Below are 13,895 nucleotides of genomic sequence, written 5' to 3' on the forward strand. Positions count from 1 at the left end.
GCCTAAGAGTTGCGTTGAGGACGTCTACGTCCTTGCGGACCGCCCCAAGCTCGTGCTTTGCGTGTTCGACCAGCGAGTAATTAGGGCAACCTCTCGGATTCGCAGTCTTGCACGAGATCTCGTCGGGCCATCGGGTCATCCGCCGACCGTTCTCCTCCAGGTCCCCCATAGCCGGGCCTCCCATGTCCCCTGCCTTCCCCAAGCTTAGTCAATCCCCATTGACTACCTGATCGCTAACTACCAAGCATTTTCTATAGAATTTGCGGCACTCTATAGAAACCTTCGGCGCGCGTCAAACCCGTTGTTCGACAATGCCGTAGGGACGATAGCGAACTTTTCGGGCTTTCGCGTCCCTCTCCTCGAGTATGCGCCGCGCGGGGGTAGCAGGTACGCGGGGTGTACTCCCCTGGTCCGTGTGGGGCGGAGGTTTGGAGGGGAGAGTTCTACGAAGCTCGGCGGGTTGGAGCCTTGGCGGGGATGGCGGCCCTTGAGTGCTATGCGGGTGGAGCGGTGAGGTGGCCTGCGGAAGCGGGCGGGAAGTCGTCGCCGTTCAGGTAAGCGGTCAGGCCCTCGGCGGCGGAGCTTATGTGCCGGCTCATCGCTTTGCCGGCGACGTCGCTATCGCCTACCTCGACGGCGGCTATGATTTCGTCGTGCTGGTCGAACGCCCACTTGGCCCGGCCCGGGATGCTTCGCAGCCAGTAGTGGGGAAGCTTGTTCCACAGCCGCTCGATCGTCTCCACCAGGTGGGACGAGTTCGCGGCGGAGTAGATCAGATGGTGAAAATGCCAGTTGAGGCGAGGAACGGGTTCCAGGCGATCCTCGCGCAACGCGTCCGCCCATTCTCGGTGCGTCTCCCGCAGGTCCAGAAGCAACCGCCCTCGATCGTACGGGGTGAGCCGCTCCATCGCCGCCCTGGTCGCGAAAGGCTCGAGCACGTTTCGGATGCGGTATATATCGATTATGTCGTCGCGCGTCAGCTCGACCACGGTCGCTCCGCGGCGCGGCCAGGTTTCGACGAGGCCCTGAGCTTCGAGTATTAGCAGGGCCTCGCGGATAGGCGTGGGGCTTATGTCCAAATCCGCGGCGAGCTTTTCCTCTCGGAGCCGTTCACCAGGGGCGTACAGGCCGTCGATTATGGCCTGGCGCACGGCCTGAACCGCGTAAGTGCGCTTCGTTCCGGACGGTGTTTTTTTGCCCTGTCCGCCTCCGCCATGCTCGAAAATGTTTGGTTCAGAAGAAAGAGACACTGCTCGATTATACCCAAAGTGTTCTTCACGGAGAACGGCAGACGACGAGGCATGCGTCTCGCCCTGGTCCGTGTTGGCTCCTCTTCTACGGGAGCAGTTTGGTACCCCGGCGGACTCCTCCTACCCGAACGCCACGGTGAGCGGCGGTTGGCCGTGGGCTTCTAGGACGAAGATATCGCCCCGGTTGGCCGGTACGGCGCGTCCCAGGGATCCCGAGAGGACGAAATCGCCGGGAGCGAGCGCGACCCCGAAGGAGTGGAGCTTGCGCGCGAGCCAAGCGACGGCGCGGGCCGGCCCGCCGAGTGCCGCGGCGCCTACCCCCTCGACGACCGTCGAGCCGTTATGGTGGATCAGCATCCCCAGGGTGCGCAGGTCCTCCTGTCTCAGGGATCGGCTCCAGGGCCCGAGGACGAACCCGCCGTATGAGGCGTTGTCGGCGATCGTGTCGGCCAGCTTGATGCGCCAGTCCACCACGCGGCTGTCCACGACCTCCACGGCAACCGCGAGGGCCTCCGTCGCAGCGAGGACCTCTTGCGGGGTAACGCTCGGGCCCGAGAGGGGTCTACCGATGAGGAAGGCGATCTCGCCCTCCAGCCGCGGCTCGACGAAGGTATCGGTCGGAAGTTCGACGCGCCCACCCTTGGCCGGAAAGTAACGCGAGGCCCACAGGCTGCCGTAGTCCGGCTCGTCGACGCCCATCTGCTCCTGCATTCCCTTGCTGGTCAGCCCGATCTTGCGCCCGACGATCCCCTCGCCCTTGCCGAGCCTCAGCTCCGTCCACGCGCTCTGCACGGCGTAGGCGTCCTCGACGGTGAGGCCGTCGCTCTCGGTGAGCGGGGCGATCGGGGCACGGTTCTCCCAGGCGTCGTCGAGGCATTGGGCGAGGGCCCGTACGTCTACGCTCACTTGTTGCTCAGGCATACGGTCTTGGCCTCCGTAAAGAACTCGCGGCTGTACACGCCTCCTTCGCGGCCCATGCCGCTCGACTTCATTCCGCCGAACGGCACCCTCAGGTCGCGCACGAAGAAATCGTTAACCCAGACGGTACCGGCGTCGATCGCGCCGGCCACCCGGACCGCCCGCCCGAGGTCGCGGGTCTGGACCACCGCCGAGAGACCGTAGCTCACGCCGTTTGCCAGCGAGATCGCCTCGTCCTCCTCGTCGAAGGGCATAGCTGTCGCCACCGGCCCGAAGACTTCCTCCTGCGAGATGCGGTCTTCGGGCTTCACGTCGGCGACGATGGTGGCGTTGAGGTAGTTGCCGCCGTCGAAGGGAGCGCCGAGGTCGGGCCGGTCGCCGCCCAGCCGCACCTCCGCGCCGCTGTGGAACGCCGGGCTCCTGCCGTTTAAGAAGCCCTCCACCTTTTCGAGGTGCTCGGGACCGATGAGCGAGCCGAGCGAGGTGCTCTCGTCGAAGGGGTCGCCCGGCTTGAGGCCCTTCGCCGCTGCGGCGAACTTCTCCAGAAACTCCTCGTAGAGGGGGCGTTGGACCATGATGCGTGAACCGGCGAGGCAGAACTCGCCCTGGTTGAAGAACGAGGAGCGCAGGCTTGTTTGAACCGCTTTATCGACGTCCGCGTCCGCGAAGATGACGTTCGGACCCTTCCCTCCCATCTCGGCGGAGACCCTCTTCAGGGTGTCGGTGGCGCTCTTCATGATCGCCTTGCCCGTCGTCGTCTCTCCAGTGAACGAGATGAGGTCCACATCCGGGTGGGCCGTCAGGTAGGCCCCGGCCGAGTCCGGTCCGAAGCCTTGGACGACGTTGAAAACGCCGGGCGGCAATCCGGACTCGTGGGCGATCTGGGCGAGCTTCCAGGCGCCGATGGGCGTCAGCTCGGCGGGCTTGAGGACGACGGTGTTGCCGAAGGCGAGGGCTGGCCCGATCTTCCACGTCGAGAGCATCATCGGTACGTTCCAGGGCGTGATGAGCCCCGCGACGCCGACCGGCTGGTGCAGGACGTAGTTGATGTACCCGGTATCCATCGGGTACGCGTCGCTGCCGTGCGTGACCACGAAGTCCGCGAAGAACTCGATGTTCGCCGCGACGCGCAGCACGTACCCGTGCGTGTTCTCGCGGATGGGACGTCCCACATCCCAGCTCTCCACCCTTGCCAGCTCGTCGGCCCTGGCCCGGATGCCTTCCGCAAACCTCTTGAGCATCAAGCGCCGCTCGCCGGCACCCATGCGGCCCCACTTCCCGAAGGCCTCCTGCGCCGCGCCGACGGCGGCGTCTACCTCGGCCTCCTTCCCCTCGGGAGCCGTTCCGATGACCTCGTTCGTCGCCGGGTAGCGGACATCGAAGCCGTTACCGCCGCCGACGAATTCTCCGCCAATATAATGCTCGACCTCGAACCACGGCTTCTCCACCCTCGTTCTCCTATCCTTCGAGTTTTGCGATCAGAACGCTACCGTTCGGCCCGTGCAGTTCCAGCGTGCCGGGGCGAACCGCCTGCGCCGCGACGGGCGAGCCGAGAAAGACCACCTGCCCCGCCTTCAGCCCGCCGACCTCCTCAGCGAGCCAGGCCAGCTTCTCGCCCGGGTCCCCGAGCACGTCGAGAGGGCCCTCGGCGAGCAGTTCCCCGTCGAGGTAGAGGCGCAGCTCCCCCTCGACGGGGAGGTCGGCAAGCTTCTCACCGAGCAGGAAGCCTCCGCCGGAGGCGTTATCCGCGACCACGTCGGTGATCCGAAAATCGTAGCCCTCCCATATGCTGTCCAGAAGGTCTATGGCGAGGAAGACGCCGCCGACCGCGAGGAGAGCGGCACCAGGCGTCGCGCCGGGCGGAACGTCGTCCTTGAGCACCGCGGCAAGCTCGGGCTCGAAGCGCGGCTGGACGAACTGACCTAGGGAGACCGGGCTCTCCAGCAGCATCTCCGGGTAGACGCGGCCGTGTATCGGGGCGTCCACCCCCATCTGCTGCTGCTTTGCCGGGCTCAGGAGGCCGAGCTTGTACCCCTTCAACTCCCTCCCCTCGCCGAGCGCGGCCTGCACCCCGTACGCGTCGTCGAGGTCCACCGCCACGTCGCCCTTCCTGGTGACGCGCCGCTCCGTACGCGCCTCGCGGACGCGTTCGAGCAGTGCCCCTACCTCGCCTTCCGGCCTCATTTCGCCTTCCTTTCCCTTTCCAAGACCGAGCTTCCGGCGATGCCCCAGTCCTGCTTCGTGACCTCGTATATGACCACGCGGACGTCTTCTACGGGCCAGCCGAGCTCCTCGGCGGCGACCTCGGAGAGGCGTCGGATCAGGGCCTCTTTCTGTTCGGCCGTGCGACCCTCCATCATGGTCGTCTTTATGACGAGCACCCAGCCCTCCTCCTCGTAATGAACCTCGACCTTACCGCCTCATCTGCTGCCTGGGCTCGCATTAGGCCGCGGTGAGCACGACGCTCCCAACAGCTCCCCTCCAGAGTCTCCGTCAGCACCACGCTCCCGTAAACGAGCGGTCCCAAAGCTGCACCTCCAGGTTGCGGCATGCCACCGGTTTCGAAGGTTCTTCGGCCGGACATGCGGGCATTCTAGGCCACGCCCTCCTTCTCCTTGTTGCGAGCGAGCTCGATGGCGACGTCCAGGATCCAGTCCTCTTGCCCCGCGACGGCCTGCCTCGCCCCCAGCTCCACCAAGATCTCGCGGGGGTCGATCCCGTAGCGCTCCGCCGCCCGCTTGGCGTGCAGCAGGAACGTGGAGTACACCCCCGCGTAACCGATCGTGATCGCGTCCCTGTCCGGGAACGGCTGGAACGGCATGAAGGGCGCCATCACGTACTCGGCGGCATCCATCAGCCCGAACACGTCGAGCCCGGGGTTTACCCCCATCCGGTCGAGGACGGCGGCCAGAAGCTCGGTCGGCGCGTTTCCCGCCCCGGCACCGAGGCCGCGCAGAGACCCGTCGAGCTGGTCCGTTCCGGCGTCCAGCGCCGCGATGCTGTTGCCGACGGCCACGCCGAGGTTGTCGTGAGCGTGGAAGCCCACGTCGCACTCCAGGGCGTCCTTGAGGGCCGCGACGCGCTGGCGTGCGCCCTCGGGGAGCAGCGCGCCGGCGGAGTCGACGACGTACACGCAGTCGGCCCCGTAGGACTCCATGAGCTTCGCCTGCTCTATCAGAAACGCCGGCTCGCGCATGTGCGCCATCATCAGGAAGCCGATCGCCTCCAGGCCCATGCCCTTGGCGATCTCGAAGTGCTGGCGGGAGATGTCCGCCTCGGTGCATTGCGTCGCGATGCGCACGATCTGCGTACCGCGCTCGGCCGCCTCCCTGAGCTCGTTGACGGTGCCTATACCGGGGACGAGGAGCGAGGCTATCCGCGCCCGCTCGCAGACCTCGGCGGCCGTGGAGATCAGGTCCATCTCCGGCGTCCTGGAGAAGCCGTACTGGATGGAGGTGCCGGCGAGCCCGTCGCCGTGCGTGACCTCTATAACGTGTACCCCCGCCTCGTCCAGGGCACGCGCCACGCTGCGGACCTGCTCGACGGTGAACTGGTGGCCCATCGCGTGCGAGCCGTCGCGCAGGGAGGTGTCCGTGATCCTCGGGCCGCCTTCGCCTCCCTCACGAGGCCACCCCTTCCCTGTCGGCCAGGAGGTGTCGGGCGAACCGCTCGCCCACCCCCTCGCCGCCGAGGTCATGATGTCCAGGTTGCCGGCGTACTTGGGCAGGTAATCCCCGCCCCTTCGACCTCCAGCAACAGGACAACCACGCGCTTCTTGCCCCAGGGCGTCTCCTTCTCGTCGAAGACCGGCTCGTTCTTGAGCCCGTAGCCCGGAACGTAGCGCTGCACCCGCGCGACCACCTCCTCGACGGAGCGGATCACCTCGTTCTCGTCGAAGTCCTCGTCCTCCGGGACGACGTAGACCGTGTTGCGCATTATGATCGGCGGTTCGGCCGGGTTGAGGACGATGATCGCCTTGCCGTACTTTGCGCCCCCGATCTGCTCCAGCCCGCGCGCCGTCGTGACGGTGAACTCGTCTATGTTCTGGCGCGTCCCCGGCCCCGCCGAGACGCTCGCGACGGTCGATACCATCTCCGCATACAAGACCGACGTCGCCCGCGACACGGCGTAGACCATGGGCGTCGTGGCCTGCGCCCCGCAGGTCAGCAGGTTGACGTTGTCCTTGTCCAGGTGCTCGTTGAGGTTCGCCACCGGGACCACGTACGGGCCACGGGCGGCCGGGGTGAGGTCCACGGCGATCCGGCCGGCCTCCTTGAGCATCTTCGCGTGCCGGACGTGGGCCCCGGCGCTCGTGGCGTCGAAGACCAGTTGGATCTCCTCGTCCTCCAGGATCGCGTCTATCCCCTCGTGGCTCGCCCCTACCCCTTCCTCCCTGGCCCTCAGGAGGCCCTCGGAGTCCGGGACGATACCGGCGACCATCGCCAGCTCCATGTGTCCGGGCTCCTTGAGGAGCTTGTACATGAGGTCGCTGCCTATGTTGCCCGACCCCAGGATCCCGACCTTTACCCGCCCGTCAGACGATGTTTCCACCCTAAACCCCCTTCTGCCCCACGCGGCCCGAACACCCGGCTTGCTCGCAACCCAAATTCCCGTAGACCATCCGGGCCACAACGGCGCAGGCGGTCTGGCCCCCGCACACTCTCCACGAAGCGGCGAGCCGGAACGGAGAATCTCCAGAGGGTTCCGACCCCGTCGGCTCCGGAACACGACACGACCCCACGAGTTCGAGTTTCTCCGCCAGAACCAGCCCCACCTCGCGCGCCGTCCGCATTTTCCCGCACCAGCCTTTCACGCTCGAAAGCACCTTACTGCCACCCGTATCACGGCACAACTCGCTCGTTCGCGAATGTCGAACGATCATCGAGACGACACCAGGGCACGCAAGTCCCCCGGCAGCAAGCTACCGAATTCGCTTATGTTGAACGCAGGCATTGCGGCAGCGTCGAAGTTTGTGGAACGATATGAGCTAGGGAAGCGGGCGGTGAAGGGTGCGAGCGCGCTCGACGGCGAGTTCGCGCTACCCGATGCCGTGGACGGCGAGGAGTACGATGGTCGGCCGTAGCGGCGGTTCCGGGCTAGCACTCCGGGGCGTACGACCTCCGCCGATCCCAGTCCATACCGAAAGGAGATGCCATGCCGATGGTCGAGGTGATCTACGTGAGGGAGGAGCCCCTCGAGAAGGAGCGCAAGCGGGCCTTTATCGAGAGGGCCACGCGCATCTTCAACGAGGAGCTCGGAACCCGCCCGCCGAGCCTTCGGATGGTCTTCCAACACGTGCAGCCCGAGGACAGCAAGCTCGGCTTCGTGGACGAAACGTGAGCAGTGGAAGCAAGCTAGACGTGAGCGCCGCCATGCGGGTAGGTCTCACGCGGCCGGGGCAAACCCCCGATGCATCCTCGGGCCCACAGACGCCAGACGGGTGTGCCGCAAACGCCTTCTCGGCGGTCTCTAAGATCTGCTCCGGGGGTAGAGCGTAGTGCGAGAGGAGATCTTCGCGGCGGCCCGTTCTCTGTCCGCGCACGGCCTCGTAACCGCCTTCGGCCACGCCTCCGCCCGACAGGGTGCCGACGCTTTCCTTATAACGCCACCCGTGCCCCTGGGCTCTCTGTGGCACGGCGACGTGCTGCACGAGGTCTCGCTGGACAGGGACGAGCTCCCCGAGGGCGTACCCGGGGAGGTGTGGGTCCACTGGGCGATCTACAACGCCCGTCCGGAATTGAACGGCATCTGCCGCGCCCAGCCGCCGGTAGCGACGGCCCTGGCCTCCGCCGGCGTACCGATAAAGCCCCTGCACGGGCAGGGGGCATTCGTCGGAAGAGAGGTGCCCGTCTACGAGGACGCGCGTCTGATCCGAGGCCGGGAGGCCGGGGAGGCGCTGGCGAAGTCCCTCGGAAGCGCCCACGGAGTCATCATGCGCGGCAACGGGGCGGTAACGGTCGGCGAGAGCATCGGGGCGGCAGTCTCGAGGATGTGGGTGCTGGAGCGTTCGGCGGAGATAAACCGGGACGCGGCGAGCGCGGGGACGCCCCGTGCGCTGGACGAGGAAGAGTTCGCGTACTGGGACGGGTTGAACGCCGAGATCCTCCCGAGAATTTGGCGTTATTTGAAAGCTAATGCATAGACGCGTAGCGGTGAGGCGTCTGCTGCAACAAGGGCCCGGTGCCAGGGCCGGCACCGGGCCTGGCACGACAGCGGCGAGCGGAGGGCCGAGGGTACGGTGTCATTGCGCACCGCAAAAAAACACTCGTTGCCGGATTTTTAGAGCCCCGGGACATCTACAGCGGCCCAAGGTCTCGGCACGATCGGTTTCTCGTTCGACGGCGGCGGTTACAAACCCAGCCGCCGCATGGTCGAGGCGTAGTCTCGCACGCCCTCCTCCAGCGAGAACCTCGGCTCGAAGCCGAGATCTTCGCGGGCGCGAGTCGTGTCGAAGACCGCATAGTAGTTGACGCCCATGTCGAAGAAATCCAGTCCCGGTCCGATCTCTATGTCGGCGTCCGGCACGATCTTGCGTACAGCATCGGCGAAGTCTTCTAGCGCGTAGCCGTGGCCGTTCGCGATATTGTAGGCCGAGTATTTCGGTCGCTCGTGGAGCGTGGCTAGCACGATGCCTTCCGCGACGTCGTCCACGTAGATGATGTCGTCGTGCTGTTCGCCGCCCTTGGTTATACGGACCGGCTTCCCGGCCATGGAGTCCTCCAGCATCCGGCTGTGGATGGAGACCTTGCCGTGACGGGCCAGCTTGCCCGGCCCGAAGATCGTCGCGAAGCGCAAGGAGACGAACTGCAAGCCGTAGTTGCGCTGGTAGTTCATGCCCATCCCCTCGCTCGCCACCTTACACACGTCGTACACCAGTGAGGGATTGAGGGGATGATCCTCACCCACCGGCCGGTAGTTCGGATGCCCGAACTCGCCCGGCGGGATCTCCCCGTATGCAGCACGGGAGCTGGTGAAGACGACGCGCTCCACGCCGGCGATGCGCGCCGCCTCCAGGACCTGCACCGTACCGAAAGCGTTGACGCGAAAGCCGTTGAGAGGGTCGTCCTGCGCGCCGGACGGCATTAGGGCGGCCATGTGGATTACACGCCGGACCTCGTGCTCCTGGAAGGTCCGCACCAGGCAGGCCAGGTCGTTGATGTCGCCGCGCACCAGCTCGAACCCGTCCCCCAGATCGCCGACCAGCGAGAGGTCGGGTCGGTTCTCGAACACCACGGGCGCGTGCCCGCGCTCGATAAGCTTACGGGTGACCCAGGCCCCGTTGACGCCCAGGCCACCCGTAACCAGTACTTTCACCGCGGTACGCCCATCCCTACAACGGCCTTATCTCGTCGGCTTCCGGCACGACCTCCGTAAAAAAGGCCGTAAAGCAGTTCGGGCAGCAGTACTGACGAAAGACGACCTTCGCGTCTATGTAGGCGAAAGCATCGGCGAACACCTGCGGGCCGGCCATGCTCACCGGGCCTTCGTAGCGCGCCAGGCTGCCGAGGTAGTCCTGCCCGTCTCCGGACCCTTCGGAGAGCACGTGCGAGCAGTAGTTGCAGGCTACCTTACGCTCGCCGCCTTCCTCGACGTAGCCTACGTTGTTGTCAATGCGCGTGGTGGCCATTGCCGTCTCCTCCCTGCCTCGACAGTTGGCGCCTGTTGTCTCGAATCTCGTCCCGGATGCGTTCGGTCCCGGCCGCGTCCACCTCCAGAGAGTCCTCGTCCAGGACCACGCCGTAGATTCCGCGTGCTGCGGACAGCGAGACCTTGAACTCCTCCACGTCGTGCCGGACGGCCGCCGGGTCGCGCAGGAGCGGATCGCCGTAGCCCCCGCCCGACTGCCAGTACATGTAGTGCGCCTCCCCCGGGGCGAGGTAGCTCTCTTCCTCGCACGACTTCAGCTCGTGACGGCCCTCGATCTCCTGGAGCGAGCCGGGGATGATCCCCCGCGCGAAAAGCTCCTTCGCGTTGGCGTCGCGCACCGTCAGGTCCACCTGCGTGTTGCCGGGGTAGCCTCCGGCCAGGCCGACGTTCATCGGCACCGCCTTGCCCGAACCCGAGATGACCTGCGCCATGGGCGCCGGAGTGTCGTGCGAGATAAAGCAGAGCGAAGCAGTGACGCCACCGCGGAACTTGCCCGGACCACCGGAGTCCGTCTCCTCTCGGCGCCAGAGGTACAGCATCGGCAGCACGAACTCGTTCATCTCCACGTCCGGCATCTTGCCCATGGGAATGATGAGCAGACCGGCGGTATCCACGCCGTCGTGGTCTGAGCCGGCGCCGAACCCGGCGCCCATCGAGTCGGTGATCATGGTGGCGAACGGCTGCTCGCGCTGGTCCAGACCCGCCATCACGCACAGGTCCCAGGTGCCGCAGCAGACCGACTGGGTCCTCTGGCTGAGATCTATGTGCGTGTCCAGCATCTTCGAGAGGCATTCCGTGACGACGTTCGAGGTGGCCCACGCCGAGGCCACCGAGCCCTTGCCGATACCGCCGGGGAACGTGCAGTTGTTGAGGGTGCCTTCCTCGCTAACGATGTCTATGCAGCGCACCAGGCCACCCGCCGCCCACGGCATGTCGCCGCACAAGACAGGGAGCATGGCGGCCGTGATGCCGCCGTACATGCCGGTGTAGGTACAGTTGATCATGCCGGACTGCGGGTCGGTGCCGGTGAAGTCGAAGGTCAGGTGGTCGTCTTTCTTGGTCATGGTGAGCACTATCTTGTGCACGCCGCGGTCGCCCTGTTTGGATTGTTCCTGGTAGCTGACGGCGTGCCACGTGCCGTCCTCCATGCTCCTCAGCCTCTCGCGCAGCCGGTGCTCGGCATCGTCCATCTGCCGCTTCATGACCGCCTTGACCGTGTCGGGGCTGTACTTGTCGATAAGGGCCCTTATCCGCTCCAACCCGACCATGTTCGCGCCCATCTTGGCGCGCAGGTCCAGGGCGACGATTTTCGGCACGCGCGAACGCCGCAGGTAGACGTCCTCCACGTCGCGCTGGATCTGGTAGTCCTTCACCATCTTGACCGGCGGCGTCGGCAGGGACTCCCAGAACACGTTCTCCGCGCGCGGCGTCCAGCTCCCCGGGGAGACGCCCCCGAGGTCCGCCTGGTGCGCAACGGCCGCCGTCCAGGCGAACAACCTGCCGTCGTGAAAGATGGGAGCGAGCAGCGCCACGTCGTTCTGGTGAAGGCCGCCGCCGACCCAGGGATCGTTCAGGAGGAACATGTCGCCCTCTTCGATACCCGGATTCTCCGCGCGGTTCTTGAGGATCCACTTGACCGCGAGGTCTATCGAGGCGACGAGCTCGGTGTTGAAGAGCCCCACCTGCACCACGTCGCCGTACTCGTCGGTGACGGCGACGTCGAAGTCGTTGCACTCTGTGACGACCAGGGAGCCGGACATCCGCTTGAGCGCCTCGCCCATCATGTCCGTGATCGCCCACATCCTGTGGCGCACGACCTCGTAGGTGAGCGGATCGACGGCCTGGACTTCTTCCTCGGAGACGGAGTGGAGCTTGACGCTGGACGGAATACCCTTGATCACCTCCTCCAGCGGAAGGATGCGGCTGTTGAAGACTTCCGAACCGGGGACCGGCACAAAGGCCATTACTCTCCTCCTTGCCCGTAGCGAATAACGACGTTGCCGAGGTGGTCCACGGAGCCCGTCGAGCCGGCGGAGATCACCACGGTAGTAGTGGGCGCCTCGACGACGGCGGGGCCTTCTAGGACGTGGCCGGCGGCCAGCTTGCCGTAGTCGTATATCGGCGTCTCCCGCCATCCGAGGCGCGTATCGAGCAAAACTCTGCGGTGTTCCTTCAGGGCGCCTTTAGCGGTGTAGCCGTTCGCGCTGGGCGCCTCCGGCAGCTGGGGCTTGAACGGCAGGTGGCCGGTGGCGAAGACCCGGTAGGTGATGAACTGAAACCCCGCTTCGCTGAAGCCCGTACCCTTGCCGAACAGAGTGGCGTACTTCTCCTCGAAATCTGCGGCGATCTGGGCGATGTCCCCCTCGTCGAGCTTGCCGTTCTTGACAGGGGTCGGCACCTCGAAGATTTGCATCGTGTAGCGGATGTCGATCTCGCGCTGCACCGTTACGTCGGCGAACTTGACCCCTTGGGCATCCAGCCGCGCCCGAACGTCCCTCTCCAGCTGCTCGAAGTTGCTGTTGAGGTTCTCGGCGCCCACCGGGAAGTTGGCCGGGTCGGAGAGCTCGGCCGAGAGCACCACGTCGGACGCCGCGAGCCCGTAGGCCGAGAAGACCGCGGCGGTCTGGCCCAGGGGCACGACGATCTCCTGTACCCCCAGCTCGGCGCCGTAGGCGAAGCAATGCACGGGCCCGGCGCCGCCGAAGGCGTACATCGCGAAGTCGCGCGGGTCGTACCCGGTCTCGACCACGACCTTACGCACGAGGTCCGCGGTCTGGGCGTTCTGGATCTCGAAGACCGCCGCCGCGGCCTCCTCCGCGCTGAGGCCCAGGGGATCGCCGATCTGCTCCTTCAGCGCCTTTTTCGCCAGCTCCACGTCTAGGAGCCTCTTGCCGCCGAGGAAAAAGTCCGGGTTGATGATACCGAGCACGAGGTCGGCGTCGGTGACCGTCGGCTCCTCGCCGCCCGCGCCGTAGCAGGCCGGTCCCGGCGAGGCGCCCGCGCTCCGAGGACCTACCCGCAGGTTGCCGCCCTCGTCCAGCCAGGCTATGGCACCCCCGCCGCTGCCGATGGAGTTCACCTGCATCATCGGAACGTTGAGGTTGTACTGGTTCATGGTCGTGGTGTTGGTGAACACGGCCTCGCCATCGACCACGAGGCCGACCAGGAAAGTGGTCCCGCCGACGTCCGTCGAGATGATGTTCTTGTGCCCCAGCCGCTCGCCCAGCATCGTCGCCCCGACCACGCCCCCGGTCAGCACCGACCCGATCGTCGTGATGGCATAACCCGGGGCCTCCTCGGCGGAAACGGTCCCGCCGGAGCCCTGCATGATCAACAACGGAGCTTGCAGGCCCATCTGCGTCAGGTCGCTCTTGAGCGGCTTCAGGTAGTCGCGCAGCGTCGGGCCGACCTGGGTGCTCATTATCGTGGTGGCGTTGCGCGCGTACTCGCGGATGCGCGGGCTGATCTCGCTGGACAGCCCCACGTAGAGATCGGGGGCCATCTCGTGCACGATCTCGCGGATGCGCCGCTCGTGCGCCGGGTTGAGGAAGGACCAGAGCAAAGATACCGCGATGGCCTCGACCCCTTCGTCGAGCAGCTCGCGCACGGCCTGGCGCGCCTCGTCTTCGTTCAGGGCAACCATGACGGAGCCCTTGTAGTCGACGCGCTCGGTGACCTCCTTGGCGCGGCGTTTCGGGATCAAGGGCGCGGGCTTGCGCGTGGCGATGATGTCCCGGACCTCTTCCGGCCCCAGGCCGGCGTAGCGGCCCTCCAGGTTCATGATGTAGATGGAGTCGCGGTGCCCCTTGGTGGTTATGAAGCCGACCTTCGAGACGTTGCCAGTCACCAGGGCGTTCAGGGTCGCCGTGGTGCCGTGCGCGATATAAGACGTCTCCCCGAACAGCTGCTCCACCGGCCGGTCCAGCCGGTTGGCGAGCTCGGTAACTGCCTGCAATACCCCGCGCGAAAAGTCCGCCGGGGTCGACGGGGCCTTGGCCGAGACGATGTTCCCGTTATCGTCGGCGGCGAATGCGTCGGTGAAAGTCCCGCCGACGTCCACCCCAATGACGTAGGTCATGC

Annotated in this window: 13 protein-coding genes and 1 pseudogene; 3 read left to right on the forward strand and 11 right to left on the reverse strand. The window is 66.0% G+C overall.

Going from position 1 to position 13,895, the window contains the following annotated elements; genetic code table 11:
• Positions 1–494: 494 nt before the first annotated feature.
• The 7 genes and pseudogenes from GBA65_RS17580 to GBA65_RS17610 form a co-directional block, all read right to left on the reverse strand.
• On the reverse strand, positions 495–1,151 hold the full coding sequence (locus GBA65_RS17580; protein ID WP_166397665.1) for a GntR family transcriptional regulator: 657 nt from the start codon (positions 1,149–1,151) through the stop codon (positions 495–497).
• A 219-nt stretch (positions 1,152–1,370) separates the two neighbouring features.
• The gene (locus GBA65_RS17585) at positions 1,371–2,171 is read right to left on the reverse strand and encodes a 2-keto-4-pentenoate hydratase (protein ID WP_166397666.1); all 801 of its coding nucleotides are present in this window, start codon (positions 2,169–2,171) and stop codon (positions 1,371–1,373) included.
• The gene (locus GBA65_RS17590; RefSeq protein WP_166397667.1) at positions 2,153–3,616 is read right to left on the reverse strand and encodes an aldehyde dehydrogenase; all 1,464 of its coding nucleotides are present in this window, start codon (positions 3,614–3,616) and stop codon (positions 2,153–2,155) included. Before GBA65_RS17590 ends, GBA65_RS17585 begins: the two co-directional genes overlap by 19 nt.
• Before the next feature lie 10 nt (positions 3,617–3,626).
• A complete protein-coding gene (locus tag GBA65_RS17595; protein ID WP_166397668.1) occupies positions 3,627–4,352 on the reverse strand; it encodes a 2-keto-4-pentenoate hydratase in 726 nt (241 codons plus the stop codon).
• Complete coding sequence (locus GBA65_RS17600; protein ID WP_166397669.1) at positions 4,349–4,549, reverse strand: tautomerase family protein; 201 nt, start codon at positions 4,547–4,549, stop codon at positions 4,349–4,351. The genes GBA65_RS17595 and GBA65_RS17600 overlap by 4 nt, the downstream gene beginning before the upstream one ends.
• A 212-nt stretch (positions 4,550–4,761) precedes the next feature.
• The gene (gene dmpG / locus GBA65_RS17605) at positions 4,762–5,730 is read right to left on the reverse strand and encodes a 4-hydroxy-2-oxovalerate aldolase (protein WP_407691021.1); all 969 of its coding nucleotides are present in this window, start codon (positions 5,728–5,730) and stop codon (positions 4,762–4,764) included.
• A 58-nt stretch (positions 5,731–5,788) separates the two neighbouring features.
• Positions 5,789–6,650 (reverse strand): annotated as a pseudogene (locus tag GBA65_RS17610) (acetaldehyde dehydrogenase (acetylating)).
• Positions 6,651–7,104: 454 nt separating this feature from the next.
• Here GBA65_RS17610 and GBA65_RS17615 point away from each other — a divergent pair.
• The 3 genes from GBA65_RS17615 to GBA65_RS17625 all read left to right on the forward strand — a co-directional run bounded on the left by GBA65_RS17615 (position 7,105) and on the right by GBA65_RS17625 (position 8,310).
• On the forward strand, positions 7,105–7,251 hold the full coding sequence (locus GBA65_RS17615; protein WP_166397672.1) for a hypothetical protein: 147 nt from the start codon (positions 7,105–7,107) through the stop codon (positions 7,249–7,251).
• 71 nt (positions 7,252–7,322) lie between these two features.
• A complete protein-coding gene (locus GBA65_RS17620; RefSeq protein WP_166397673.1) occupies positions 7,323–7,508 on the forward strand; it encodes a tautomerase family protein in 186 nt (61 codons plus the stop codon).
• A gap of 157 nt (positions 7,509–7,665) precedes the next feature.
• Complete coding sequence (locus tag GBA65_RS17625; RefSeq protein ID WP_166397674.1) at positions 7,666–8,310, forward strand: class II aldolase/adducin family protein; 645 nt, start codon at positions 7,666–7,668, stop codon at positions 8,308–8,310.
• Positions 8,311–8,516: 206 nt separating this feature from the next.
• Here the strand turns inward: GBA65_RS17625 and GBA65_RS17630 are convergent, their stop codons facing one another.
• From GBA65_RS17630 to GBA65_RS17640, 4 genes are read right to left on the reverse strand one after another with little or no spacing between them, the layout of a single operon-like run.
• The gene (locus GBA65_RS17630) at positions 8,517–9,482 is read right to left on the reverse strand and encodes an NAD-dependent epimerase/dehydratase family protein (protein WP_166397675.1); all 966 of its coding nucleotides are present in this window, start codon (positions 9,480–9,482) and stop codon (positions 8,517–8,519) included.
• Positions 9,483–9,498: 16 nt separating this feature from the next.
• Entirely contained in the window at positions 9,499–9,795 is a 297-nt protein-coding gene (locus GBA65_RS23510; protein ID WP_207955880.1) for a hypothetical protein, read from the reverse strand.
• Complete coding sequence (locus tag GBA65_RS17635) at positions 9,776–11,779, reverse strand: hydantoinase B/oxoprolinase family protein (RefSeq protein ID WP_207955881.1); 2,004 nt, start codon at positions 11,777–11,779, stop codon at positions 9,776–9,778. The genes GBA65_RS23510 and GBA65_RS17635 overlap by 20 nt, the downstream gene beginning before the upstream one ends.
• Positions 11,779–13,893, reverse strand: coding sequence for a hydantoinase/oxoprolinase family protein (locus GBA65_RS17640; RefSeq protein ID WP_166397676.1), 2,115 nt, complete (start codon positions 13,891–13,893; stop codon positions 11,779–11,781). The genes GBA65_RS17635 and GBA65_RS17640 overlap by 1 nt, the downstream gene beginning before the upstream one ends.
• Positions 13,894–13,895: the final 2 nt, after the last annotated feature.

It is taken from the genome of Rubrobacter marinus (assembly GCF_011492965.1).
Lineage (GTDB): Bacteria > Actinomycetota > Rubrobacteria > Rubrobacterales > Rubrobacteraceae > Rubrobacter_F > Rubrobacter_F marinus.

Bases quoted from the DNA above. Each gene is read 5' to 3' on its own strand.
- GBA65_RS17595 (WP_166397668.1), bottom strand. From the start codon at position 4,352: ATGAGGCCGGAAGGCGAGGTAGGGGCACTGCTCGAACGCGTCCGCGAG.
- GBA65_RS17635 (WP_207955881.1), bottom strand. From the start codon at position 11,779: ATGGCCTTTGTGCCGGTCCCCGGTTCGGAAGTCTTCAACAGCCGCATC.
- dmpG (WP_407691021.1), bottom strand. From the start codon at position 5,730: ATGGGCCACCAGTTCACCGTCGAGCAGGTCCGCAGCGTGGCGCGTGCC.
- GBA65_RS23510 (WP_207955880.1), bottom strand. From the start codon at position 9,795: ATGGCCACCACGCGCATTGACAACAACGTAGGCTACGTCGAGGAAGGC.
- GBA65_RS17615 (WP_166397672.1), top strand. From the start codon at position 7,105: ATGTTGAACGCAGGCATTGCGGCAGCGTCGAAGTTTGTGGAACGATAT.
- GBA65_RS17585 (WP_166397666.1), bottom strand. From the start codon at position 2,171: ATGCCTGAGCAACAAGTGAGCGTAGACGTACGGGCCCTCGCCCAATGC.
- GBA65_RS17640 (WP_166397676.1), bottom strand. From the start codon at position 13,893: ATGACCTACGTCATTGGGGTGGACGTCGGCGGGACTTTCACCGACGCA.
- GBA65_RS17620 (WP_166397673.1), top strand. From the start codon at position 7,323: ATGCCGATGGTCGAGGTGATCTACGTGAGGGAGGAGCCCCTCGAGAAG.